This is a genomic window from Ruegeria sp. YTSA105, from assembly GCF_059610225.1.
On sequence record NZ_JBXWNE010000019.1, the window covers coordinates 1 to 22831 of the forward strand.

At 57.3% G+C, this 22831-nt stretch carries 19 protein-coding genes; 10 read left to right on the forward strand and 9 right to left on the reverse strand.

Annotated features, from left to right (window positions below):
• Positions 1 to 339: 339 nt before the first annotated feature.
• A complete protein-coding gene (gene katG, locus AC2FH2_RS18110; RefSeq protein WP_496714252.1) occupies positions 340 to 2541 on the reverse strand; it encodes a catalase/peroxidase HPI in 2202 nt (733 codons plus the stop codon).
• 428 nt (positions 2542 to 2969) lie between these two features.
• Here katG and AC2FH2_RS18115 point away from each other — a divergent pair, with 428 nt between their 5' ends.
• A complete protein-coding gene (locus tag AC2FH2_RS18115) occupies positions 2970 to 4589 on the forward strand; it encodes a GMC family oxidoreductase (RefSeq protein WP_496824713.1) in 1620 nt (539 codons plus the stop codon).
• Positions 4590 to 4593: 4 nt separating this feature from the next.
• Here the strand turns inward: AC2FH2_RS18115 and AC2FH2_RS18120 are convergent, their stop codons facing one another.
• Positions 4594 to 5439 carry an SDR family oxidoreductase gene (locus tag AC2FH2_RS18120; RefSeq protein ID WP_496690498.1) on the reverse strand — a complete coding sequence of 282 codons (846 nt, stop codon included), beginning with the start codon at positions 5437 to 5439 and terminating at the stop codon, positions 4594 to 4596.
• Positions 5440 to 5528: 89 nt separating this feature from the next.
• On the opposite strand from AC2FH2_RS18120, the gene AC2FH2_RS18125 reads away from it, so the two are divergent.
• Entirely contained in the window at positions 5529 to 6161 is a 633-nt protein-coding gene (locus AC2FH2_RS18125; RefSeq protein WP_496824715.1) for a class I SAM-dependent DNA methyltransferase, read from the forward strand.
• A gap of 6 nt (positions 6162 to 6167) precedes the next feature.
• Here the strand turns inward: AC2FH2_RS18125 and AC2FH2_RS18130 are convergent, their stop codons facing one another.
• From AC2FH2_RS18130 to AC2FH2_RS18140, 3 genes are read right to left on the reverse strand one after another with little or no spacing between them, the layout of a single operon-like run.
• Entirely contained in the window at positions 6168 to 6947 is a 780-nt protein-coding gene (locus tag AC2FH2_RS18130) for a carnitinyl-CoA dehydratase (RefSeq protein WP_271952585.1), read from the reverse strand.
• Complete coding sequence (locus tag AC2FH2_RS18135) at positions 6944 to 8962, reverse strand: acetate--CoA ligase family protein (RefSeq protein ID WP_496824717.1); 2019 nt, start codon at positions 8960 to 8962, stop codon at positions 6944 to 6946. The genes AC2FH2_RS18130 and AC2FH2_RS18135 overlap by 4 nt, the downstream gene beginning before the upstream one ends.
• On the reverse strand, positions 8959 to 10119 hold the full coding sequence (locus tag AC2FH2_RS18140; RefSeq protein ID WP_496690501.1) for an acyl-CoA dehydrogenase family protein: 1161 nt from the start codon (positions 10117 to 10119) through the stop codon (positions 8959 to 8961). The genes AC2FH2_RS18135 and AC2FH2_RS18140 overlap by 4 nt, the downstream gene beginning before the upstream one ends.
• 77 nt (positions 10120 to 10196) lie before the next feature.
• On the opposite strand from AC2FH2_RS18140, the gene AC2FH2_RS18145 reads away from it, so the two are divergent.
• A complete protein-coding gene (locus AC2FH2_RS18145) occupies positions 10197 to 11138 on the forward strand; it encodes a GlxA family transcriptional regulator (protein ID WP_496690502.1) in 942 nt (313 codons plus the stop codon).
• Here the strand turns inward: AC2FH2_RS18145 and AC2FH2_RS18150 are convergent.
• Both AC2FH2_RS18150 and AC2FH2_RS18155 read right to left on the reverse strand, forming a co-directional pair.
• Positions 11135 to 12124: a sterol desaturase family protein gene (locus tag AC2FH2_RS18150; protein WP_271952593.1), complete on the reverse strand. Its 990-nt coding sequence runs from the start codon at positions 12122 to 12124 to the stop codon at positions 11135 to 11137. The two genes, AC2FH2_RS18145 and AC2FH2_RS18150, sit on opposite strands and share 4 nt — an antisense overlap.
• Before the next feature lie 12 nt (positions 12125 to 12136).
• A complete protein-coding gene (locus tag AC2FH2_RS18155) occupies positions 12137 to 12892 on the reverse strand; it encodes a class II aldolase and adducin N-terminal domain-containing protein (RefSeq protein WP_271952596.1) in 756 nt (251 codons plus the stop codon).
• A 116-nt stretch (positions 12893 to 13008) separates the two neighbouring features.
• On the opposite strand from AC2FH2_RS18155, the gene AC2FH2_RS18160 reads away from it, so the two are divergent.
• The 4 genes from AC2FH2_RS18160 (at position 13009) to AC2FH2_RS18175 (ending at position 17708) form a co-directional block, all read left to right on the forward strand.
• Positions 13009 to 13884: a LysR family transcriptional regulator gene (locus AC2FH2_RS18160; RefSeq protein ID WP_496693079.1), complete on the forward strand. Its 876-nt coding sequence runs from the start codon at positions 13009 to 13011 to the stop codon at positions 13882 to 13884.
• Between the two features lie 143 nt (positions 13885 to 14027).
• Complete coding sequence (ade, locus tag AC2FH2_RS18165; RefSeq protein WP_282027927.1) at positions 14028 to 15830, forward strand: adenine deaminase; 1803 nt, start codon at positions 14028 to 14030, stop codon at positions 15828 to 15830.
• Complete coding sequence (locus AC2FH2_RS18170; protein WP_496679274.1) at positions 15827 to 17290, forward strand: AMP nucleosidase; 1464 nt, start codon at positions 15827 to 15829, stop codon at positions 17288 to 17290. The genes ade and AC2FH2_RS18170 overlap by 4 nt, the downstream gene beginning before the upstream one ends.
• Positions 17291 to 17420: 130 nt before the next feature.
• On the forward strand, positions 17421 to 17708 hold the full coding sequence (locus tag AC2FH2_RS18175) for an HU family DNA-binding protein (RefSeq protein WP_142637567.1): 288 nt from the start codon (positions 17421 to 17423) through the stop codon (positions 17706 to 17708).
• A gap of 492 nt (positions 17709 to 18200) precedes the next feature.
• Here the strand turns inward: AC2FH2_RS18175 and AC2FH2_RS18180 are convergent, their stop codons facing one another.
• The gene (locus AC2FH2_RS18180; RefSeq protein ID WP_496814509.1) at positions 18201 to 19295 is read right to left on the reverse strand and encodes a tyrosine-type recombinase/integrase; all 1095 of its coding nucleotides are present in this window, start codon (positions 19293 to 19295) and stop codon (positions 18201 to 18203) included.
• A 367-nt stretch (positions 19296 to 19662) separates the two neighbouring features.
• On the opposite strand from AC2FH2_RS18180, the gene AC2FH2_RS18185 reads away from it, so the two are divergent.
• Genes AC2FH2_RS18185 through AC2FH2_RS18195 form a run of 3 tightly spaced genes read left to right on the forward strand, consistent with a single transcriptional unit; the run spans position 19663 to position 21290 of the window.
• On the forward strand, positions 19663 to 20085 hold the full coding sequence (locus tag AC2FH2_RS18185; RefSeq protein WP_496814507.1) for a helix-turn-helix domain-containing protein: 423 nt from the start codon (positions 19663 to 19665) through the stop codon (positions 20083 to 20085).
• A 4-nt stretch (positions 20086 to 20089) separates the two neighbouring features.
• Positions 20090 to 20386 (forward strand): hypothetical protein, encoded by a 297-nt coding sequence (locus AC2FH2_RS18190; protein ID WP_039966215.1) that lies wholly within the window; start codon positions 20090 to 20092, stop codon positions 20384 to 20386.
• A 4-nt stretch (positions 20387 to 20390) separates the two neighbouring features.
• Positions 20391 to 21290, forward strand: a complete 900-nt coding sequence (locus tag AC2FH2_RS18195; RefSeq protein ID WP_496814504.1) for an HNH endonuclease — start codon at positions 20391 to 20393, stop codon at positions 21288 to 21290.
• Positions 21291 to 21813: 523 nt separating this feature from the next.
• On the opposite strand, the gene AC2FH2_RS18200 is transcribed toward AC2FH2_RS18195, so the two are convergent.
• Complete coding sequence (locus AC2FH2_RS18200) at positions 21814 to 22734, reverse strand: helix-turn-helix domain-containing protein (protein WP_496814503.1); 921 nt, start codon at positions 22732 to 22734, stop codon at positions 21814 to 21816.
• Between the last annotated feature and the right edge of the window lie 97 nt (positions 22735 to 22831).

Sequence of the window (22831 nt, forward strand, 5' to 3'; positions counted from 1 at the left end):
GCGTCCGGCCGTCTCTCCAACCCGTCCCACCGTCTCTCCAGTGTGTCACAAGCGCCTCAGCAGCGCCGGTGAAGGGGTATTTACGGATTAGGTCTGGGACCTGCAACCCCCAATCTGAAAAAACTTTGCATTTCTTAACAGAAACTTCTCTATGTTAATAAAAACAAAATGTTAGCTTAATAATTCTCTCTTCCGAGTCGGTAACGGACCGCATGGAACAGCGGAAAGAACAGCCCCTGGGCGGAATCGTACCCATTGCTGGGTATGCGCCCGGAACCGGGGCAAGGAAACGCCGCCCGAGTCTCCTCGGACGGCGCAAATTCTGCGAAGGTCACAGGCTTACTTCAGATCGAACCTGTCTGCATTCATGACCTTGTTCCAGGCCGAGACGAAGTCGCAGACAAATTTGCCTTCTGCGCCTGCCTGACCGTAGACCTCGACCAGAGCCCGCAGCTGCGAGTTGGAGCCGAAGACCAGATCGACGCGGGTACCGGTCCACTTGACCTCACCGCTGGCGCGGTCCCGACCTTCATAGACGCCTTTGCCCGCGGGTTTCCATTCGGTGCCCATGTCCAGCAGGTTGGTGAAGAAGTCGGTGCTGAGCGTGCCGACGCGGTCGGTCAACACACCATGCTTGGTGTCACCAAAATTGGCGCCGATCACGCGCAGACCGCCAACCAGCGCGGTCATTTCAGGCGCCGACAGCGTCAGCAGCTGGGCTTTGTCGACCAGAAGCTCTTCGGGCGAAACCGAATAATCCGTCTTCTGATAGTTGCGGAAGCCGTCGGCCTCGGGCTCGAGCACGGCAAAGCTGTCCACATCGGTTTGATCTTGCGTCGCATCGGTACGGCCCGGGGTGAACGGAACCTCAACCTCCTGACCGCCGGCCTTGGCGGCCTGTTCGACACCCACATTACCGGCCAGAACGATCACGTCGGCCAGAGACACTTTCTTGCCCCCGGATTGTGCGCCGTTGAACACCGCCTGAACGCCCTCAAGCGCGGTCAGTGCCTTGGCCAGCTTCATCGGTTCGTTCGCGTCCCAGTCTTTCTGCGGAGCAAGACGGATACGTGCGCCATTGGCACCGCCGCGCTTGTCCGAGCCGCGGAAGGTCGAGGCCGAAGCCCATGCGGTCGAAACCAGCTCGGACACCGAGAGGCCAGTGGCCGCGATCTTAGCCTTCAGCTCGGCCACATCCGCGTCACCGATCAGCTCGTGATCCACGGCGGGGACATTGTCTTGCCACAGCAGTTCCTCGGCCGGAAATTCCTCGCCGATGTAATTCGAACGCGGGCCCATGTCGCGGTGGGTCAGTTTGAACCATGCGCGGGCGAAAGCGTCAGCGAATTCTTCCGGGTTCTCGTGAAAACGCTTTGAGATCGGACCATAGATCGGGTCCATGCGCATCGCCATGTCGGCGGTGGTCATCATGGTTTTGACCTTCTTCGACGCGTCATGCGCCGCCGGGGCCATGTCTTCTTCTTTGACATTCACCGGTTCCCAAATCCACGCGCCCGAGGGGCTTTTGGTCAGGTTCCAGTCATATCCGAACAGCAGGTCGAAATAGCCGTTATCCCATTGGATCGGATTTGCGGTCCAGGCGCCTTCGATCCCTGATGTCGTGGTATCGTCACCCTTGCCGGACCCAAACTTGTTGATCCAACCAAAGCCCATCTCTTCGATCGGGGCGGCTTCGGGTTCGGGGCCGACCAGATCGGGATCGCCCGCGCCATGCGCCTTGCCGAAAGTGTGACCACCAGCAACCAGAGCAACGGTTTCCTCGTCATTCATTGCCATCCGGCCAAAAGTGTCGCGGATGTCACGACCCGAAGCCAGAACGTTGGGCTCTCCGTCCGGACCTTCAGGGTTTACATAGATCAGGCCCATCTGCACTGCGGCCAGAGGGTTTTCCAGATCGCGCTCACCGGAATACCGGCTCTGCGGATTGTCGGTCGGGGCCAGCCATTCTGTCTCGGTTCCCCAATAGATGTCTTCTTCGGGGGCCCAGATATCGGCACGGCCGCCGGCAAAACCAAAGGTTTTGCCACCCATGGATTCGATGGCGCAGTTACCTGCCAGGATCATCAGATCAGCCCAGGAAATCTGGTTTCCGTATTTTTGCTTGATCGGCCACAGCAGACGACGCGCCTTGTCGAGGTTACCGTTGTCCGGCCAACTGTTGAGCGGCGCAAAACGCTGGTTCCCGGTCGAGGCCCCGCCACGGCCATCTGCCGTCCGGTAGGTGCCTGCACTATGCCAGGCCATCCGAATGAACAGACCGCCGTAATGGCCATAATCCGCCGGCCACCACTCCTGTGAATCGGTCATCAGCGCATATAGGTCTTCTTTCAGCGCCTTCATATCCAGCTTTTTGAACTCTTCGGCATAGTCGAAATCCGAACCCAGAGGGTTCGAAGCCGCTCCGTGCTGGTGCAGGATCGACAGGTTTAGCTGGTTCGGCCACCAATCCCGGTTGGAACGGGTTCCAGCGCCGTGCATCACAGGGCATCCGCCTGCTTTGGGGTTATCACTTCCGTCCATATCGGTCTCCAATCCTAGCTAATATCCGGCGATCTTGCGCAGTGAAATTCGTGGTAATCAAGAACACAGATTCAAGACACGTCTTCCCCATCCAAATACGCTGAGCATCTGGCAAGGGTATCGGTATTCCTGAAGTCCTGACCTAGTCAGAAATAGCAAATTGCATTCATGCATAAAAGTTTTGTTTAATGATGAAAACCATAGGAAATAATTATGAAGAGAACATCCCCGGATCCCGTGCAATCGGAGCAATTTTCAAATCCCTGAATAACCTTGGGTCACATATAGACCACAGCCCTTGTTTTTCATCCGTATGCGACCACTGTCTTTATGAACGACATGAGCGCGGGTTCTTTTGTTCGGATCCGCGCCTAATACAGATTGACCGGCGTATTTGACTGCCGGTTCCGAAAATTTTTGGAGTCTGAATGCAATTTGATTATGTAATTGTCGGCGCAGGATCCGCCGGTTCGGTTCTTGCCGGTCGCCTGAGCGAAGATCCTGGAATACGTGTCTGCCTTCTTGAAGCCGGAAACGGCGGCAACGGCATGCTTACCAGATTGCCCGCGGCAACAGTGGCCTCGCTGCCGGGGCGGCCGAAAATCAACAACTGGGCATTTGAAACCGCGGCCCAACCGGGGCTGAACGGCCGCAAAGGATATCAGCCGCGCGGCAAAACGGTGGGCGGGTCCAGCGCGATTAACGCAATGTTGTACGTCCGGGGTCAGCGTCAGGACTATGATGGCTGGGCTGAACTGGGCTGTGCCGGTTGGGACTGGGACAGCGTCCTTCCCTATTTCAAGATGTCCGAACATAACGAAGATGGCGCCGACGACCATCACGGCGACAGCGGCCCTCTGCACGTGTCAAACCAGAAAGAGCCGCGCCCGATCACGCGTGCCTTTATTGAAGCTGCCGAACAGATGCAGCACCGCCGAAGCCAGGACTTCAACCGGGGCGATAACGAGGGCGTTGGTCTGTATCAGGTCACACAGTTTCACGACCCGTCGAAGAATGGCGAGCGATGCTCGGCAGCGGCGGCCTATGTCTTTCCGGTCATGGACCGCCCGAACCTGACGGTCATTACCGACGCCCATGCCAAAGAGCTGACCTTTGAAGGAAAGCGGGCCACCGGCGTGGTGTACAGGAAAAAGGCCAAAGGTGCGGATATCACTGTCTCCGCCAGGCGCGAGGTTCTGGTTTGCGCCGGTGCACTTCAAACTCCGCAGTTGTTGCAGCTATCCGGGATTGGTGCCGCTGATGATCTGGTCAAACATGGGATCGAGGTGCGGCACGACCTGCCGGGCGTTGGCAAGAACCTGCAGGACCATCTGGATTTCACGCTGCTCTATAAAACCCGGGACACCAACACATTCGGCATCGGTGTCGCTGCCGCATTGAATTTGGCAGGGCATATTTGGCGCTGGCGTAAGACCGGTAAGTCGATGGCGGCCACGCCATTTGCCGAGGGCGCCGCGTTTCTGAAAACCTCCCCGGCTTTGGATCGCCCCGACATCCAGCTGCACTTTGTCATTTCCTTGGCCGATGATCATGCAAGGAAGCTGCATTATGGCTATGGGTTCGGCTGCCATGTGTGCAAATTGCGCCCCGAAAGCCGTGGCACGGTCGGGCTGCACAGCGCCGATCCCTTTGCCGCTCCGGCCATTGATCCGGCTTACCTGTCCGATGACCGCGATCTGGACACGCTGATCAAGGGCGCGCGTATAACCAAAGACATTCTGCACGCGCCGGCCTTCAGTAGATTCCGGCACAAAGCGATGTACGGCATAGATGACGCTCAAACCGATGCGGATTGGGAGCACCATATTCGCGCTCGCGCAGATACGATCTATCACCCGGTCGGAACCTGCAAAATGGGTGTGGATGCGATGGCCGTGGTTGACCCCGAACTGCGTGTGCGCGGGATCGAGGGGCTGCGCGTGGTCGATGCATCGGTCATGCCTACTCTGGTTTCGGGAAACACCAACGCCCCAACCATCATGATCGCCGAGAAAGCCGCGGACCTGATCAAAGCCACCGCCCGATAAGGGCTCAGCCGTCCTTCATCAGGGCCTGCAGTCCAGCGCGGTAATCCGGATACAAAAGCCGGATACCCAGTTCATCCTTGATCCGGTCATTCCTGACCCGCTTGTTTTCATTATAGAAACTTCGGGCCATCGGGGACATATCGGCCTGGTCGAACGGAACCGCAGCGGGCAGAGGCAGGCCTTGCAGTTCAGCCGCATAGGCGATGACATCCTGTGGCGGCACCGGCTCATCGTCACAGACATTGTAAATCGCACCTGGGTTCGGCGATGCCATCGACGCCGCAAGCACCTGCGCGATGTCCGCCACATGGATGCGCGAGAACACCTGCCCCGGTTTGATTATGCGGCGCATTCCCACCCGTTTAAGTTTGGAAAATGGGCCGCGCCCGGGGCCATATATCCCGGCAAGGCGAAAGATGTGGACGGGCAGGCCCGTAATGTCTTGCCATTGTGTCTCGGCCCGGACGCGCCACCTGCCGCGCTCGGCCATTGGTGAAGGAAGGGTCGCCTCGTCCACCCAACCGCCTTTGTGGTCCCCATAGACTGCGGTTGTGGAAAGGTATCCGACCCAATCGAACTGACCTGCGCGGTCAGCGATTTTGTCGCCAAGCGCCGCCAGCACCGGATCTCCGCCCGCATTCGGCGCGGTCGAAATCAACAGATGTGTTACCCCGTCCAAATCAACCGTCTGACCGGGCCAGATCACCGGTTCGGCACCGGATGCGCGGACCGCACCCGATTGCGCCGGATCGCGCGTAGTTCCGAATACGCGCCAACCCGCCGGTTCAATGTGCCGCGACAGGGCCTGCGCCGAATATCCGTGACCGAATGAAAAGAGTGTCTTAACCATATCCTTCTTGATGATCGCCAATGGTCCAAGATGCAAGCACCCGCTACTGGATACTTGATTCGAATCCCCACATACGCCTTTCATGAGTCATGAGTACAAAATCGCCAGACCTGCATGCAGCTTATGCGCTAGACAGCCCCGAGGACCACAAACGGCTTTATGCCGAATGGGCCGGCGACTATGATGACGGTTTTGCGGCGCGCGAGGACTATCAGTTGCATATCCACACCGCGCGCGCCTTTGTCTGCGCCGGGGGACAGGGTCCGGTTTTGGATGTCGGTGCAGGCACCGGGCTTTGCGGTGCGGTACTGGCCGGGTTGGGCGTTGGTCCGATCGACGCCACCGATATCAGCGCCGAGATGCTGGATCAGGCCCTGCGCAAAGACATCTACCGCGACGCGATTGAGGCTGACCTGAACCAGGGCATCCCGGTGCCGCGCGACAGCTATTCGGGCATTGTGTCCTCGGGCACATTTACCCATGGCCATCTCGGCCCCGAGGCCCTGCCTGCGCTGTTGAACGTGGCCCGGTCAGGCGCGCAATTCGCTCTGTCGATTAACGCGAAACACTACGAATCTCTGGGATTTGCTGACGCACTGCACCAGCTTGCCCATGGGCAGATACAAAACCTGTCCCTGCCCGAAGTTCGAATCTACGGCGACCTGGCTGCCGGACCCAACCGGGACGATACCGCCCTTATGGCAATGTTCGAGAAAATCTGAACCCGCTCAGCGCCCTTTCCAGACCGGGTCGCGTTTCTCGGCAAAGGCGCGCGCGCCTTCGAGGTTGTCTTCAGAACCATATAGAATGTCCACCGTCGGCAACTGCCGCCCGGTGATCCGGTTCATGGCATCCTGAAACTTGGAATCTTCGGCGTCGCGCACGATCTCTTTGATCGCCGCGTAAACCAGCGGGGGGCCGCTGGCCAGTAAACGGGCCAGTTCCCATGCCCGGTCTAAAAGCTGATCACCTGGGACGATCTCGTTGATCAGGCCCCACCCTTTTGCCTCAACCGGATCGAACCAGCGGCCAGTCAGCAGCAGTTCCATCGCGATATGGTAGGGGATGCGTTTTGGCAGCTTTACACTGGCCGCATCGGCCACGGTGCCCGACCGGATTTCGGGCAGGGCAAAGCTGGCATGCTCTGCAGCGATGATCATATCCGCACTCAGCGCCAGTTCCAGCCCGCCACCACAGGCAATCCCGTTCACCGCGGCGATGACAGGCTTGTTCATATCCCGCAATTCCTGCAGCCCGCCAAAACCGCCGACTCCATAATCTCCGTCCACGGCGTCTCCGTCCGCGGCGGCCTTCAGGTCCCACCCCGGGCAAAAGAACTTTTCGCCACCACCGGTCAGGATGGCCACGCGCAACTCAGGATCATCGCGGAATTCGCGGAACACTTCACCCATGATCCGGCTGGTGGCCAGATCAATGGCGTTTGCCTTGGGTCGGTCCAGAGTGACCTGCAGAATCGCGCCATCGCGCATGGTTTTAACCGGGTTCATATACGTGCCTTTCGGATCAGAGCATCCACGGCCACAGCGCCATCGGGATTGCAGATGAGTGGATTGATTTCAACTTCGCTGACATGGGCTGCATTGGCAATAACATAGGCTTGCACAGCCTCGGCTGCATTCAGGATCGCCTCGGTATCCGCCGCCGGTTTACCGCGATACCCCGCAAGCAACGGCGCACAGTTCAGCTTGCCCAGCGCCTGACGGACCACGTCCCGGGATGACGGGATCAGCACTGAAACACTGTCGCGCAGAATTTCGGTCAGCACGCCTCCAGCCCCTAGCGTCAGAACATAGCCATGGGCCGGATCACGGGTGACGCCGATCAATAACTCGGCAACACCGCCTTGGGCCATCTCTTCGATCAGAACTTCGTCGGTTCCAAGCTCGGTCGCAACCGCGCTCAGATCGTCCAAGCCGACGCCAAGGCGCACCGCACCGTGTTCGGATTTATGCGCAAGCCCGACGCCCTTGACCGCGAAAGGCGCGGTCAGATTCGATGCAGCATGCGCAGCCTTGTCCGGACGCGTCACTACGGATTGAGGAATCCGCAGACCATGATCTGCCAGCGCCCGTTTGGCCTCTGCTTCGGTCAAGACATGGTCTGCCTCAGCCTGCGAGGGCAACAGTACCGGATCAGCCGGTGCCGCAACCGGCCGCGCAGCGGCCTCAACCGCAGCCAAGGCTTCATGCAGACCGGCAAAGGGCACCACACCGCCGTCCAGCAGGCGCTGCGCCACATCCTCTGGCAAAAGTTCGGGTAGGGTCGCGGCAACGGCAAAAGGTCGCCCGGTTTGGGCGGCGCAGTTCAACGCCGCTTGGGTGGCACATTCCCAATCCGATGCGTCGGTGTGAGGATAGTCCACAATCGCAATGGTAATGGCCTGTTCCGGCCCGGTCATCGCCGACCACGCGCGGGTCATCGCTTCGGTATCGCGCCATATATAGGTGTGGTAGTCCAGCGGGTTCGCCAACGCCACCATGGGCCCCAAAGCTGCGCGCAGGTCAGCTTGCTGTACCTTGGTCAATGGCGGGAAATGCAGATCGCGTCCCTCGGACATATCTGCGGCTAGGCTGGCCTCACCGCCCGAGCAGCTGATGGTACCCAACCCGCTGCCGCGCAATCGCCCCGTAACATGCAACAGCTTGAGACATTCCAAAAAGCTGGGAATGTCGCCCAACCGTGCGATTCCCAACCGGTCCAAAAAAGCCTGCGCGCCCGCATCACCACCTGCCAAAGACGCCGTATGGGATATCGTCGCCGCCTGCGCATGGGAGGAGCGGCCCATTTTCAAAGCAACAACCGATACGCCCCGTCTGCGTGCCTTGTCGGCCAAAGCCTCCCATTTTCGCAGATCGCCAAACCCTTCGATATGAACACCGATAGCGGTGATCCGGTCGTCGTCCAGAAGTGTTGAGGCAACGTCAGCCTGATGTGTCTGCGCCTGATTCCCGCAGGTCAGCATGAACGCCAGCGGCAGGGCCCGGCGTTGCATGGTCATGTTGATTGCAATATTCGAACTTTGCGTCAGGATCGCTACGCCTCGTTCCACCGGTTGCATCCCGTGCTGATCCGGCCAGACTGCGACTTGATCCAGCCCGTTGACGAAACCATAGCAGTTGGGACCCAGAACAGGCATTTCGCCGGCGGCTGCAATCAACTGGTCCTGCAGATCGGCGCCCAGATCATCCTCGGCTCGCGCCTCGGTGAACCCCGACGCGAAACAAACCGCACCCCCTGCCCCGATCGCTGCCAGCGCCTGAACCGCCTCGATTGTTGCATGACGATTGATGCCCACAAAGGCCACATCCGGGGCCGTGGGCAAATCCTCGAGCCGCGCAAAGACGCGCTCTCCGGCCACCTCAGAGGCTTTGGGATGGACCGGCCAGATATCGCCCTGAAACCCGAACTTGCGTGCCTGTTGAATGACTGACGCGCACCAAGCCCCACCACCGATCACGGCAATGGAGCTGGGGTTCAACGCCCGTGCCAGCGCCGTTGTCATGCGCCAAGTGCCCGCAACAGCTCACGACTGATGATGTGACGCTGAATCTCGCTGGTACCGTCCCAGATGCGTTCGACGCGCGCATCGCGCCAGAACCGTTCCAGCGGGTAATCGTCCATCAGCCCCATGCCACCATGCACCTGAATCGCGGCGTCAGTCACCCGTGCCAGCATTTCGGACGCATAGAGCTTGGCCGAGGCAATCTCGCGGTTTGCAGGCAGCCCCTTGTCCAGCCGGTCGGCCGCTGCCAGCGTCAACAGGTCAGCGGCATCGATTTCGGTGATCATATCGGCGATCTGGAATGACACGCCCTGGAACTTGCCGATTTTCTGACCGAATTGTTCACGCGTGGCTGCATAGTCCAGCGCATAGTCAAAGGCGCGACGTGCGCGTCCGACCGACATGGTCGCCACGGTGATGCGGGTGGCATATAGCCAGGTATTCATCACCTCGAACCCGCCATCGACCTCGCCCAACACCTGACTGTCGGGCAGGCGACAATCGTCAAAATCCAGGACCATGTTCTTATAGCCCCGGTGGCTGACCGATTTATACCCGTCCCGGATGGTGAATCCCGGCGTGCCGCGATCCACAAGAAAGGCTGTGATCCGTTTCTTTGGACCTTTTGGCGTCTGATCTTCACCCGTCGCGATGAAAACGATGATGAAATCGGCATGCTCCGCGCCCGAGATGAAATGTTTGGTCCCGTTGACGACCCAATCTCCGCCGTCTCGAACTGCGGCACATTTCATACCACGCACATCCGAACCTGCACCTGGTTCGGTCATCGCCAGTGCATCCATCCTTTCGCCCCGAACTGCGGGCATCAGATAGCGTTCGACTTGCTCGCCCTCGCAGGCCATCAGGATGTTTTGCGGACGGCCAAAGAAGTGGTTCAAGGCCATCGATCCCCGGCCCAGTTCGCGCTCGACCAGTGCAAATTCCCGATGGTTCAGCCCGGCACATCCGACGCTTTCGGGAAAATTGCAGGCATAGAAACCCAATTCAATTGTCTTGCGCTTGATCTCATCCGCTATTTCCTGCGGAACCTCGCCGGTACGTTCAACCAGCTCTTCATGTGGATAGATCTCTTTCTCGACGAAACTGCGAACAGTCGCGGCGATCATCTCTTGCTCGTCGGTCAGGCCATATTGCATCTGCGGTCTCCACATCTAGGGCTTGCGATATCGTGGCCCGGGTTGCAAAGTTCATCGTGCAGAAATAGACGTTAACCATGCGAAGATGGACAAAATCGCCTGCCGCGATGCAGCAATTCGGGGTTCTGCTTTTTGATGGGTTTTCAAACCATTGCCTTGCCAACACCGTCGAACCCCTGCGCGCGGCCAATTCGCTGGCTGGACGAAAACTGTATGACTGGGAATTCCTGTCGCTGACAGAAGGGCCGGTCACATCATCCTCGGGGTTGCAGGTTACGCCGCACGCAAGACTGCAATCTGCCCGCGGCGGTACATTGATGGTGATGCCATCATATGGGTTTCGCGCGCATGGCGGCTGGCCGACGCTGACCGGATTGCGATCCGCCGCAAATCGCTATGACGTTCTGGCTGGGCTGGACACCGGAAGCTGGCTGCTGGCGCTGGCCGGACTGCTGGACGGGTATCGCGCCACCATCCATTGGGAAGAGCTGACCGGCTTTACCGAGCGGTTCCCCGAGATCGACGCCCGGCGCGAGCGGTATGTCTTAGACCGGAATCGCATTACCTGTTCCGGCGCCATGGCAGCTTTCGATCTTGTGTTGCATCTGATCGGTCATGACCACGGGCAGGCACTGGCACTGGAAGTCGCGCAGTTGTTCATGACCCGTGATTCAGCTCGGTCGCATTCCGGAGGGGCTGGGGCGACTACCGGCTATGTAAACAAGGCTCTGGCGCTGATGCAGGAGAATCTTGAAACTCCGCTGCCCATTACGGATATCGCCCGACAGGTCGGACGCTCGCACAAGGCATTGTCCACAAGGATGCAATCCGAACTGGGTGCGGGTCCGGCCCAGGTCTATCGCCGCTTGCGCCTGAATTTAGCGCGGAAGCTGGTGGCAGAAACCGACCTGACTGTCAGCGAGATCGCCCTGCGGGCCGGATACGATGATCCCAGCGCCCTGACCCGCGCCTTCCGAGCCGAATTCGGGATCACCCCCCGTGCCCTACGGGTCGGCTAGGTATACATCTGCTTTTTATAAGCCCGCGTGCGCGTCGTCGCCTCGGCTGAGCCGTCATGATAGGTGCCAAACCACTTGTCGAACGGGATCTCTGAGGTGCCATAGTTGCACTCGAAATACCGGTGATGCAGCTGGTGGAAAAAATCGCCTGCGCGGGCGGCCTCGGTCTCCCCGGCTTTCAGCTTTTCGAACCCGGAATGGGACAGAACCGGGCTGACCTGCTGGAAATAGGCGTGGAATAACAAATGTATCGGGTGCGACGGCACGATCAGGTGGATGAAATAGGTGGTGAAGTACAACAGGTTCTCAAACCAGTGATTTGATATCCCCGACCACGGCCCGATATTGACGTTGCGGTGATGCACGGCGTGGACATGTTTATAGAGCTTGGGGTGATGTTCCAGCCGATGCACCCAATAGAAATGCAGCCCCGACCACATGGGGATTAGCGACATCCAGATCACAAACCAGACCGGTGCGGCGGACCATGTGACCGTGGGGACATAGCCATTTGCCATCGCCCAATAGATCCCCCATTGGTAAATCGTGGCGACACTCATGGCGCTGCCCAGGGTCCACCAGATATTGTCCCAGACCTGATTGCGAAAGGTGAAGGTCCCGTTGTCCCGGGTCAGATCCCGGCGGTCGAACTTCTTGTACATGCCCTGCCCTTTGCGCATGTACAGCCACCAATGCAGCCCGCCCGCGACCAGAATCTGAGGCACCATGTTCAGCAACCAGATTCGGAACATCCAGCCGGGCTGGAAGGTCTTCATCGTCTCTAAACCCGGGAAAAACAGCACATAGGCCACCACCGCAAGCCCCAGGCACAGGGTCAGGGCAGTGACCTGAAGCCATGCACCACCATACCATTTCAACACTGCAGACAGGCGGGGCGGCCAGTTAAACAGCGGGTTCAAAGCCACAGGCCCATCGGGGTGGTAATTCCAGCGGGCGGCCTCGGGATTTTGGTCAGTGTCCGGCATCACGGTCTCTCGTCAGCTTGCGTAATCCGAGCCTTCGGCATCCAACAGGGCCTTGATCTCACGCAAATGTGCCTCGGCCTGATCGGGATATTCTTCCAGTTCCTGAGCTGTCTTTTCCGCAATCTCGTCTGACAAAACGCGCAGGGGTTGGCCCGTCTGTAAGGCACGGATATACGTTTCAGCAGCGCGTTCGAAATAGTAGAGTCTATTAAAGGCATCTGCCGGGTTACTGCCCAAAATCAAAACCCCATGATTACCCATGATCATGACTTTCTTTTTTGGGTCTGCCAGCATGGTTGCGCAACGTTCCCCCTCGCTTTCGAAAGCAAGTCCACCAAATTCGTGATCGACCACATAACGGTTGTAAAACGTAGTGGTGTTCTGATCGATCGGCGGCAATGTGCTGTCGGCCAACGAGGCCAGAACCGTGGCAAAGATGGAATGCACATGCATTACACAGCGGGCATGAGGACAGTGCCGGTGAATCGAACCATGCAGGCCCCAGGCAGTTGGGTCCGGTGCGCCGGGTTGGGTCATGACATCAGCGTCTTTGGCATCCAGAAATAGCAGGTTCGATGCTTTGACTCGTGCAAAATGCATCTGATTGGCGTTCATCAAGAATTGCGTGCCGTCCTGATTCACCGCCAAGCTAAAATGGTTTGCGACCCCTTCGTGCATATTCAGACGTTCAGCCCATCGAAATGTGGCCGCCAAATCCACACGTTCAGGCCAATGGTCAATATTGGGGCGCAAGCTGGCAACGCTCATTTCCGTCTCCTGTCAGCGGATTGCTTGATTGGAAAATCGTGCCCGCAGTAGAAAAAATTGACCAACGAAAAAATCGCGCCTATTTCATAAGCTGAACTAATGGCCAGGTTATGCCCATGCAAAAACAGCTGCCCCCGTTGGGTTGGCTTCGGACTTTCGAGGCCGCGGCCCGCCACCTGTCCTTTACCGCTGCAGCGCGCGACCTGAACATGACACAAAGTGCAGTCAGCCAGCAAATCAAGTCGCTTGAGGCCTATCTTGGCCAACCGCTTTTCCTGCGCCGTCCCCGCGCACTTGAATTGACCGGGGCCGGGATCAGCTATCTCCCTGTCGTGCGTGAGGCATTTCGCACATTACTGCGCGGAACGCGGGCCGTGACCGGGGCCCAGCAGAACGCAGTGCAGGTACAATGCAACATCACTTTTGCGGTCAACTGGCTGGCCCCCCGCCTTCCAATGTTTCAGGCCGAACACCCGTCTGTACAGCTGAACATATTCACCGAGTTGTGGGAGCCCCGGGAAATGGCGGAGGGGGCTGCGGTAGAAATTCGATTTTCGCTTAGACCTTCGGACACGGTGCGAACCGAACTGCTGCGATCCGATCATTATTATCCGGTTTGCGCGCCGGGCTATGAGGTGTCGCTGGATACACTACAGCGAACCCCCTTGTATGACTGCTCAAACCTGCTGTCGAACTGGCAGAATTGGATCGAAGATCAGGGGCTAATTTGGGAAAATCCTCCGATCACATATTCCACCACCTATCTGGTCAGCCTGTCGGTTGCGATGGCCGGGGGTGGCTTGTGCCTGACGCATGACACAATCGCGCGCGACTTGATTGATGAAGGTCGATTGGTTGCACCATTCGAATATCGCGCAGTTGTACCAGAGGCTTATTACCTGTTGCTGTCGCCTCAGGCAGAAGAGTCACCAGGAGCGATTGCCTTTGCCGAATGGGTCCGGCGCGAGATTGCGAAAACGTTCCCTGGCTAGGCCGTGGCTCTCCTGCCTAGCATAGCGGCTCTTACGGGACCTTCACGGGGCTAGGCACAACACCGCTGACGCGCTGCATGACGGAATCATGATAACTGCCGAGCAGGGGTTGCACCTTTCCGTGCGTTCGGGAAAGTTGGGCCATGGAATTCACACCTTTCCCAAGCTGGCCCGATACCGCCCCCCGTTTGATCGCTGTCGCCGCAGGGCGTCAAGCCGCTGACCTTGTTGTCCGCAGCGGGATCTGGGTTAACGTGCACAGCCGCGAAGCCCTGCCCGATCATGACATCGCGATTGTCGATGGACGTATCGCCTATGTTGGCCCCGATGCTTCGCACTGCGTCGGCCCGAACACCCGGATCATCGAGGCAGAGGGGCGGTATATGCTGCCCGGCCTGTGCGACGGGCATATGCATATCGAATCAGGAATGCTGACCCCGGCCGAATTTGCGGGGGCCGTTATCCCTCATGGCACGACAAGCATGTTCACTGACCCGCACGAAATAGCCAACGTCCTGGGGCTGGACGGCGTTCGTATGATGCATGACGAGGCACTGATGCAGCCCGTTAACATTTTCACCCAGATGCCCTCTTGCGCGCCATCGGCGCCGGGGCTTGAGACCACCGGTTATGAGATCACCGCCGAGGACGTTGCCGAAGCAATGAGCTGGCCGGGCATCATCGGGCTGGGTGAGATGATGAATTTCCCTGGGGTGATCAATGGTGATCCCGTGATGCTGGCCGAGATTGCCGCGACCCAACGGGCAGGGAAAACCGTTGGCGGGCACTATGCTTCGCCTGATTTAGGGCCTGATTTCGCAGCTTATGTCGCAGGCGGCCCTGCCGACGACCACGAAGGCACCTGCGAGGCCGATGCCATCGCGCGGGTGCGTCAAGGGATGCGGTCGATGATGCGATTGGGATCGGCCTGGTATGACGTGGAAACTCAGATCACCGCCATCACCGAGAAAGGGCTGGATCCGCGCAACTTCATCCTGTGCACGGATGATTGCCATTCTGGTACCCTGGTCAATGAAGGGCATATGAACCGCGTGGTGCGCCATGCGATTGCCTGCGGCTGTGATCCGTTGATCGCGTTGCAGATGGCGACCATCAACACAGCCACGCATTTCGGGTTGGAACGCGATATCGGCTCGATCACGCCCGGGCGCCGGGCGGATATCATCCTCAGCTCGGACCTGAAGGACCTGCCCATCGAGCTTGTCATAGCGCGCGGCCAAATCGTGGCTGAGGACGGCAAGATCACCGCGGACTGCCCGCATCTGAATTGGCCTGCTGCCGCTCGAAACACCGTGCATCTGGGCCATGCCCTGACCAGCGCGGATTTTCAGATCGAGGCCCCTAAGGGGGCGAACCGCGTTCAGGCCAATGTGATTGGTGTGGTCGAAAACCAGGCCCCGACCAAAGCGCTAAAGGCCGAACTGCCCATCATTGGCGGCCTGGTTGAAGCCGAGGGTGAGGTCTGCCAGATTGCGCTTGTCGAACGCCACCGCGCAACGGGCGGGGTCACAAATGCCTTTGTCTCGGGGTTTGGATATCAGGGGCGCATGGCAATGGCTTCGACCGTGGCCCATGACAGTCACCATATGATTGTTGTTGGGACCGACCGCGAACAGATGGCCCTTGCCGCAAATCGGCTGGCCGAGATCGGCGGTGGCATCACCATTTTCCGAGACGGTGAGGAACTGGCGCTGGTGGAATTGCCCATCGCTGGACTGATGTCTGATAGCCCGGCAGCCGAAGTGGCCGCCAAGGCCGAACAAATGGTTCGGGCGATGCAGGCCTGTGGCTGTAAACTGAACAACGCCTATATGCAGCACTCATTGCTGGCCCTGGTGGTGATCCCTGAATTGCGGATCTCGGATGTCGGGCTGGTGGATGTGCGCAAATTTGAAAAGATCGATCTTTTGGAACCCCTTGCATGACAATAATACGAGCACCTAAGGCCCCCGCGCCCGAGAACTTCACCGATCCCGCAGCCGCGGTCGCAAGGTTGGAAGAACTGTACGAGCAAGCCACCAGCTTCCTGTGCGAGAACTTTGCCAATGTGATCGAGCACGGAGCACCAACTGAACGCTTCAGAGCCTATTACCCGGAAATTCGCATCAAAACCTCCTCCTATGCGCGGGTCGACAGCCGGCTAAGTTTTGGTCACGTCTCGGAACCGGGCATCCACTCGACCACTGTAACGCGGCCAGATCTGTTCCGGTCCTATTTGACCCAACAGATTGCCCTGTTGATCAGAAACCATGACCAGCCGGTCACGATCGGGGCTTCGGATACACCCATTCCGGTTCATTTCGCCGTGGCCAACAATCCTGATCTGATCGTTCCGCATCAGGGCGCCGCCGGATTTACCCTGCGCGATGTATTCGACGTACCGGACCTGACAACCACCCATGACGACATCGTCAATGGCGTCCATGACCACGAGGAAGAAGACGGCCCGCTGTCTTTGTTTACTGCGCAAAGGGTCGACTATTCACTGGCCCGGCTGGCGCATTACACTGCGACTGATCCCAGTCATTTCCAGAACCATGTGCTGTTCACCAACTATCAGTTCTACGTCTCGGAATTCGAAAACTATGCACGCGCGCAGCTGGCTGAACCAGACAGTGGCTATACCAGCTTTGTCTCGACTGGAAATGTAGAGATCACCACCGAAGGCGGAGTGCTGGAACAACCCCTAAAGCTGCCGCAGATGCCGACCTATCACCTAAAGCGGGCGGATGGATCGGGTATCACGCTGGTCAACATCGGCGTCGGTCCGTCGAACGCCAAAACCGCGACCGATCATATCGCCGTGCTACGCCCGCATGCCTGGCTGATGGTTGGCCACTGCGCCGGGCTGCGCAACACACAGGCATTGGGCGATTTTGTTCTGGCCCATGCCTATCTGCGCGAAGACAAGGTTCTGGATGATGACCTGCCGGTCTGGGTGCCGATTCCGCCTTTGGCCGAGGTTCAGGTTGCGCTGGAACAGGCTGTAGCCGAGGTCACCGAGCTGGAAGGTTATGAGCTGAAACGGGTCATGCGCACAGGCACAGTTGCTTCGGTCGATAACCGCAACTGGGAACTGCGCGACCAGTCCGGCCCGGTACAGCGGCTCAGCCAATCACGGGCAATCGCGCTGGATATGGAAAGCGCGACCATTGCCGCCAACGGCTATCGGTTCCGTGTTCCCTATGGCACGTTGCTCTGTGTTTCAGACAAGCCGCTGCACGGCGAATTAAAGCTTCCTGGCATGGCCTCTGCCTTCTATACCACACAGGTTAGCCGCCATCTCGCGATCGGAATTCGTGCGATGGAGCACCTGAGGGGCATGCCGCTAGAGCGCCTGCACAGCCGGAAATTGCGTTCCTTTGATGAAACGGCCTTTCTCTGAAGCAAAAAAGCAACGAATTCCCCCTATTTTTAGGGTTTTCGACGCTACTATTCGTTGTGTTCACCTACAATATCCCGTTACAGTTACGCGGTGAGGCCCTATTTATCGGGCACGTTAAGGAGACCAAGAAATGGCAAAGCCTATGACAAAGACTCAGCTGGTTGCTGCTCTCGCTGAGGAAATGGGAACCGACAAGAAAGCTGCGAACACTGCGCTGGAGGCCATGACCGGCCTGATCACCCGCGAAGTGTCGGCGGGCGGCGCGGTGACCCTGCCTGGTGTCGGCAAAATCTACTGTCGCGAGCGCCCCGAGCGCATGGTGCGTAACCCTGCCACCGGCGAGCAGTTCAAGAAAGAAGCCGACAAAGTGGTCAAAATGACCATTGCGAAGGCGCTGAAGGACAGCGTGAACGGCTGATCCAGCTTTCACTGCAAAACGATCAAGGGCCGCCGCTTGGGGGCCCTTTTTCTTTTACCCCCCTATTGAAGCCAGTTTTTTGTAAGGCTTTGGGAGGCCGGCCGTGGTCAGCCTGGTGTTATGCAATCTGAGATCGGCGAAGAATAAATCTAGCGCCGCGCTCATTAGCTGGGTGCGCAACAGGACCGGTGGCCTAAGCTGGCGAATGCCACAAATTCGCGAGGCTGGCCCCGTCACAGAACAAGAACGGACAATATCCGGTCGACTTTCGGACCAGTAATTTGTTTTGCCGCACTCGCCCCAAAAAGAAATTCATTCTCGGCGATGGATATTTTGATTGGCTCATCCGAACCAATTTTTAGTCATGTGTCACCTTTCGAAGCGAGTGAACTGTCTAAAGTATGGAAAATAAATGATTTCATTAGATATCTTGGCGACCCCGGCAGGATTCGAACCTGCAACCTGCCCCTTAGGAGGGATGCGTTCATAGCGCTATTCCTTTTGTGATTTCTTACTGTTGGGTGTTTGTACAGCGTCATCCTGTACGTGGTTTGTACGAAAACGGGCCCTGATGTCGGCCTCGTCGGTCTCCGCGTGAGCATAGATTCGCATGGGCAAATTGGGGTCTGACCAGCGGCCAGCTTTGGCTGCAGTAACCGGATCGACGCCCTGACGGACGACCAATTCGGTGAAGAACCCGTGCCGCCCTGCTGGGTGGGCTGAAAGATACGGGATGCCCGCGCGCTTGCAGATCGTCTTCCAGCGCGTGTTGTAACCGGTGGAACTGCCATAGCCAAAAACGCGCGCCTTCATGAGCTTGCCGGTCTTGCGATTTTTGGGGCGTTTAGGCGGCAGTGCAAGCAGCTCGTCCATCATCTGAGGTGAGACGGTGATCCAACTTTCCGGATGGCCCTTCTGCGCTTTCACTCGGACTTTGTTCTCGTGCGGCCTTAGGTCATCAGGCTCCAACGAAACGGCCTGATCAATTCGCGCAGCCGTCTCAAACATAAAACGGACCAGCGCGGCGTTATACGGATCTGCGGCACGGCAAAACGCCTCGATCCATACCTTGTCAGCCGGTGTGCGCTCGACGCGGCTGAGTTTCCCGCGCCGCTTGTCCTGCGCGATCCGCTCGAACTTGTCGTAGGGCTTAACGCGGATCAGCGGCGTGCCTTCCAGCTCGTGCGCGTTGTTGATCACCGCACTCGCGGGCGTCACGATTTCGCGCCACCAAGTATCGGTCGATGCTTTAGGTTTCAGCTTTGGTCCAAGGCTCTTCAATAGCGCACCAGAAATCGCGCCTAGCGACAGATCGCCGATTGCTTCGACAATCGGGATCAACTGCTTCGCCGCTTTGGGGGACGCGTTGTAGAGCATGATTGCATCAGAGAACGTCTTGCTCGGTTCGTCGCCCACGACATAGCGACGGATCTGCCGTTCAGTCTCATGGTTTATCCAGTCCCGTGCGCCCTCTTCTGTAGATGCCTTAGTGCTTCGCCGGTATGGGCCGGCGATTGGCCTGCCGTTGTATTCAATCCACCCCTTGGCCCAGTAGACACGGCCCCTCTTGTAAATTTGGAGCGGCATGACTGGCCTCCTTCAAAAATCGTATCAATTTGCGCGGGCGTGATGAGCATAGTCCGCCCAAGGCGATAAAAGGCGCCGGTCTCATTGGCGCGTTCACGCAAAGTGCGTTCTGAAATATTGATCCCCATCCCGGCCATAACTTCGACCCACTGCGCGGGTGTTTTTCCAAGCCCCAGGATCTGAGAGCTTTCTGAATAGTTGGTCTCTGCCATTTCAGTTGTCCTTGTCCGCGTAAGTTGAATCGGCGACACGCATGGAATCGCTTGTTCTGCACCTTCTGACGTGGTCAGATGGATCAAACCGTAAATATGCGTCATTTTGTGCTATGTTTATACAAAATTGCGCACTCGTCAATTGGGAAACTTGCATGGTGCGAGATGATGCTGAATTGTTTGCAGAGATTGGCGCTCGCCTCGCGATCTGTCGCAATGAGATAGGCGTCTCGCAGGCCGCTATGGCTGAAGCTATTGGCGTGTCACATCGTGCCTATCACAGCTACGAAAAGGGCAAACGCGGCGTCCCGGTCGAGGCCCTCGTCAAGATGCAAAGCCGCTACGATGTTGACGTCGCTTGGCTACTGCTCGGCACCAAATCCATTCGGGCTGGACATGATTTCGAGGCCCTCAAGCACATCGAAAGCTTGCTGGATAAGCACCTCACCGATGAGGGCATAAAAATCAAAAGCGAAAAGCGCGGGGCCATTGTCGCGCGCTGGTATCAATCGCATGTCGAAGGTCGTGAAGTGACGGATGATGACGTGCACACATGGATCGAGTTGGTAAGGGAGTAATCTGGTGAACAAGGCAAGCAAACGCTGGAACATGTTGCGGCATTCGGTCTTGGAGCGCACTCGCCGTGAGGTGATCGAACCCTTTGGGCCGCTTTACCTGATCTTCCTGGGAACCAGCGTGTTCTACCTGATTGGCTTGGGTCGACTATCACTGGCACAACAGACCGCCGAATACTCGGTTTTGGCCACCATCATGATTTTCGCAATCGCTGCAGCGGGCTTGGCACTTCCATTTTTGACAGGCGCGGTGCTGACCCTACGCGCGGCCGATCGAAAATTGGAACGCCTACAACGCAGGTGATCCGATGGCTTTCGGCATCTTCATCCATCGCAGCGACTCGATCTACGACGACATTCCCTCTGAGCGGTATCAGTTTCCCAAGCAATACCTCTCTCGCGCCCAACAGTGCGAAGGGGATTGGATCGTCTACCTGGAGCCAAGCAAAGTCAAAGAGACCAAAGGTTACTTCGCTGTCGCCAAGGTCCAGGAGATCATTCCGGATCCTAGGAAGCAGGACATGTTCTTGGCGGTCATCGAGTCAGGAACGTATCTTGATTTCGGCGACCCTGTTTCATTCCGGGACGAGAATTCAATCATCGAAAGAGGATTGCTGAACGATCAAGGCAAGATATCCGGACGCGCGCAAGCCGCAGTAAGAACCCTTTCAGCTGAAGACTTTGCCCGAATAGTCGAACGTGGCCTTGGACGAGATGAGGACATCCTGCCTCGCGTGGGCGACACGATGCAGATGCCAGGGTTTCAAGATGCTCAAACACCTTTTCAACACATGCCCGCTCGAGAACGCGTCAACCAGCTGACCAATCGCGCGGTTCGCGATCGTAATTTCAGAAAGAACGTCCTGCGCGCCTACGGCGAGCGCTGCGCTATAACTGGTTTACGTCTCATCAACGGCGGTGGCCGAGCTGAAGTGGAAGCCGCTCATATCAGACCGATAGAGCATGACGGTCCCGACATCGTCAGCAACGGGCTCGCCCTGTCTGGAACTGCGCATTGGATGTTTGATCGCGGCCTCGTTGGGTTGGCTGACGACCTGACAATTCTGGTTTCCCGTCAGAGCAACGACATCGAAGCCGTGACGTCCATGATCAACTCGTCCGGCAAGATCTTGGTGCCGGACCGCCTCGCCAACCAGCCAAGGACTGAGTTTGTAACCTGGCACAGAGAGAACTGTTTCAAGCATTAACGATACTCAGTGCGGACCTTGGTGCAAAACGCAGCTAACGGCCGGAATGAGCCCACACCGGAAGTGCACGGGTTTTGACTTTCGCAGATACAGCGATGAAACAAGTATAGCCGTTGGCTACTAAGCAGCGCGAATAGCGGACGTTCATTCATTTGTCAGCATGATTTTATGCGCTGATGCCCGAGTTGCAGGCGAAATCGCCTGATGCGGTTTTGTCGAACCCGCCGCCGAACGCCCGATAAATTGCGGAACTAGTCGCGGCGGCGCAGAGCAAGGCGCTGCCAGACATACTTGGACCTGCCTTTTCTGTACAGGATAGCTGTCCCCAACGCCGGATAACCAACTATCCGGATTTCTGGTGTAACTTTAGTCAAAGAAGATCAGAAATGTCACCGCTCGTTTTCTAGGCATGGATCGCCTGGCCCAAAATTGATCGACAAATACCAAGCTTGGATGACTCAGTTATTCTCAGGGTGTCCTCATCCATGGGCAGCTTATCTGCAAAAACAATGCTCAAAGGCGGTCAATATTTGCGTATTCCAAGTGTTTCACTGGGCCTTTCTCCAAAGTAGTCGAAATACTTGCGGGAGAAGCTTCCTGGCCTTTTTACGCCGTGAGCCCGCAATACGTCTGACACCAGAACATCATGAGGGTTACTGTATGCCAGACATTTTTTTATATGGTTTATTCTAATCGCATTCAAAAATGCTATTGGTCCCATACCATAGTGCTTGTGAAAAGCATGCCTAAGAAGACGATCGCTGACATGAAATTCTTTGCACAGGCCCAAGGCGGTCAGAGGGGCAGAAATATTTGCATTCATGTATTCGATCACTGAGGCGACAAGTTTGTATTGCTTCTCGTTTGCAATCGTGTGCTCGGATTTGAACTGAGTTACTTGCAGCGCTTCGACCAGACAGCGTAGGATTCTTGCCTCGGTGTCCGCTTGTGACAAATGCGATATTGCGCCATGGCATAGCATTTGTATTTGCCGCTGAATAAGCATCGCACCTGCAGGGTTGGTGTGAAGAACTGTCCAAGTCTCGAGATCAATGTCCAATTCACCATAAGACAGAATTTGCATCGCGTTCTGGAGAACCCGCTTGCTGACAATCAGGGCTTCAATTTGGGCACAGCTTTCCGTGCAGTTATGATATTCAATACCAGTGCCTCTGATGAGAATGTCGCCACGCTCAAGCTGTCTGCCTTGCCAACGCGTTGCCTGAGAGCGTCTTGTGATAGGAATGATGGTGACGCTGTTTTCGTCAGCAGGCCCCTTTGTCAGGAGCGAACTGCTGGTCTCGGCGACAAACGCTCTCAAGTGAGGCATTTGCGCCACCTCGAGCTTACCCTCAAATGCCCCCTTGGACAGCAATGTGAACTCACCCCGCCAGCCAGGAATCGCATAGTGGAAGTCCTCAAAACGGCTGAGGCTCAGTGTCATGCGTTTCAGTTGGTTCAGATGATCACAGGCCTCCATCTTTCCGAATTTATTCCTCTCTGATGGCCCCTCACTTGCCGGATTCGTACAATGGATTGCG

What these genes read in the sequence shown, in the direction of transcription:
- katG (WP_496714252.1), bottom strand. Translation starts at nt 2,541, where the DNA reads ATGGACGGAAGTGATAACCCCAAAGCAGGCGGATGCCCTGTGATGCAC.
- AC2FH2_RS18115 (WP_496824713.1), top strand. Translation starts at nt 2,970, where the DNA reads ATGCAATTTGATTATGTAATTGTCGGCGCAGGATCCGCCGGTTCGGTT.
- AC2FH2_RS18120 (WP_496690498.1), bottom strand. Translation starts at nt 5,439, where the DNA reads ATGGTTAAGACACTCTTTTCATTCGGTCACGGATATTCGGCGCAGGCC.
- AC2FH2_RS18125 (WP_496824715.1), top strand. Translation starts at nt 5,529, where the DNA reads ATGAGTACAAAATCGCCAGACCTGCATGCAGCTTATGCGCTAGACAGC.
- AC2FH2_RS18130 (WP_271952585.1), bottom strand. Translation starts at nt 6,947, where the DNA reads ATGAACCCGGTTAAAACCATGCGCGATGGCGCGATTCTGCAGGTCACT.
- AC2FH2_RS18135 (WP_496824717.1), bottom strand. Translation starts at nt 8,962, where the DNA reads ATGACAACGGCGCTGGCACGGGCGTTGAACCCCAGCTCCATTGCCGTG.
- AC2FH2_RS18140 (WP_496690501.1), bottom strand. Translation starts at nt 10,119, where the DNA reads ATGCAATATGGCCTGACCGACGAGCAAGAGATGATCGCCGCGACTGTT.
- AC2FH2_RS18145 (WP_496690502.1), top strand. Translation starts at nt 10,197, where the DNA reads ATGCGAAGATGGACAAAATCGCCTGCCGCGATGCAGCAATTCGGGGTT.
- AC2FH2_RS18150 (WP_271952593.1), bottom strand. Translation starts at nt 12,124, where the DNA reads ATGCCGGACACTGACCAAAATCCCGAGGCCGCCCGCTGGAATTACCAC.
- AC2FH2_RS18155 (WP_271952596.1), bottom strand. Translation starts at nt 12,892, where the DNA reads ATGAGCGTTGCCAGCTTGCGCCCCAATATTGACCATTGGCCTGAACGT.
- AC2FH2_RS18160 (WP_496693079.1), top strand. Translation starts at nt 13,009, where the DNA reads ATGCAAAAACAGCTGCCCCCGTTGGGTTGGCTTCGGACTTTCGAGGCC.
- ade (WP_282027927.1), top strand. Translation starts at nt 14,028, where the DNA reads ATGGAATTCACACCTTTCCCAAGCTGGCCCGATACCGCCCCCCGTTTG.
- AC2FH2_RS18170 (WP_496679274.1), top strand. Translation starts at nt 15,827, where the DNA reads ATGACAATAATACGAGCACCTAAGGCCCCCGCGCCCGAGAACTTCACC.
- AC2FH2_RS18175 (WP_142637567.1), top strand. Translation starts at nt 17,421, where the DNA reads ATGGCAAAGCCTATGACAAAGACTCAGCTGGTTGCTGCTCTCGCTGAG.
- AC2FH2_RS18180 (WP_496814509.1), bottom strand. Translation starts at nt 19,295, where the DNA reads ATGCCGCTCCAAATTTACAAGAGGGGCCGTGTCTACTGGGCCAAGGGG.
- AC2FH2_RS18185 (WP_496814507.1), top strand. Translation starts at nt 19,663, where the DNA reads ATGGTGCGAGATGATGCTGAATTGTTTGCAGAGATTGGCGCTCGCCTC.
- AC2FH2_RS18195 (WP_496814504.1), top strand. Translation starts at nt 20,391, where the DNA reads ATGGCTTTCGGCATCTTCATCCATCGCAGCGACTCGATCTACGACGAC.
- AC2FH2_RS18200 (WP_496814503.1), bottom strand. Translation starts at nt 22,734, where the DNA reads ATGACACTGAGCCTCAGCCGTTTTGAGGACTTCCACTATGCGATTCCT.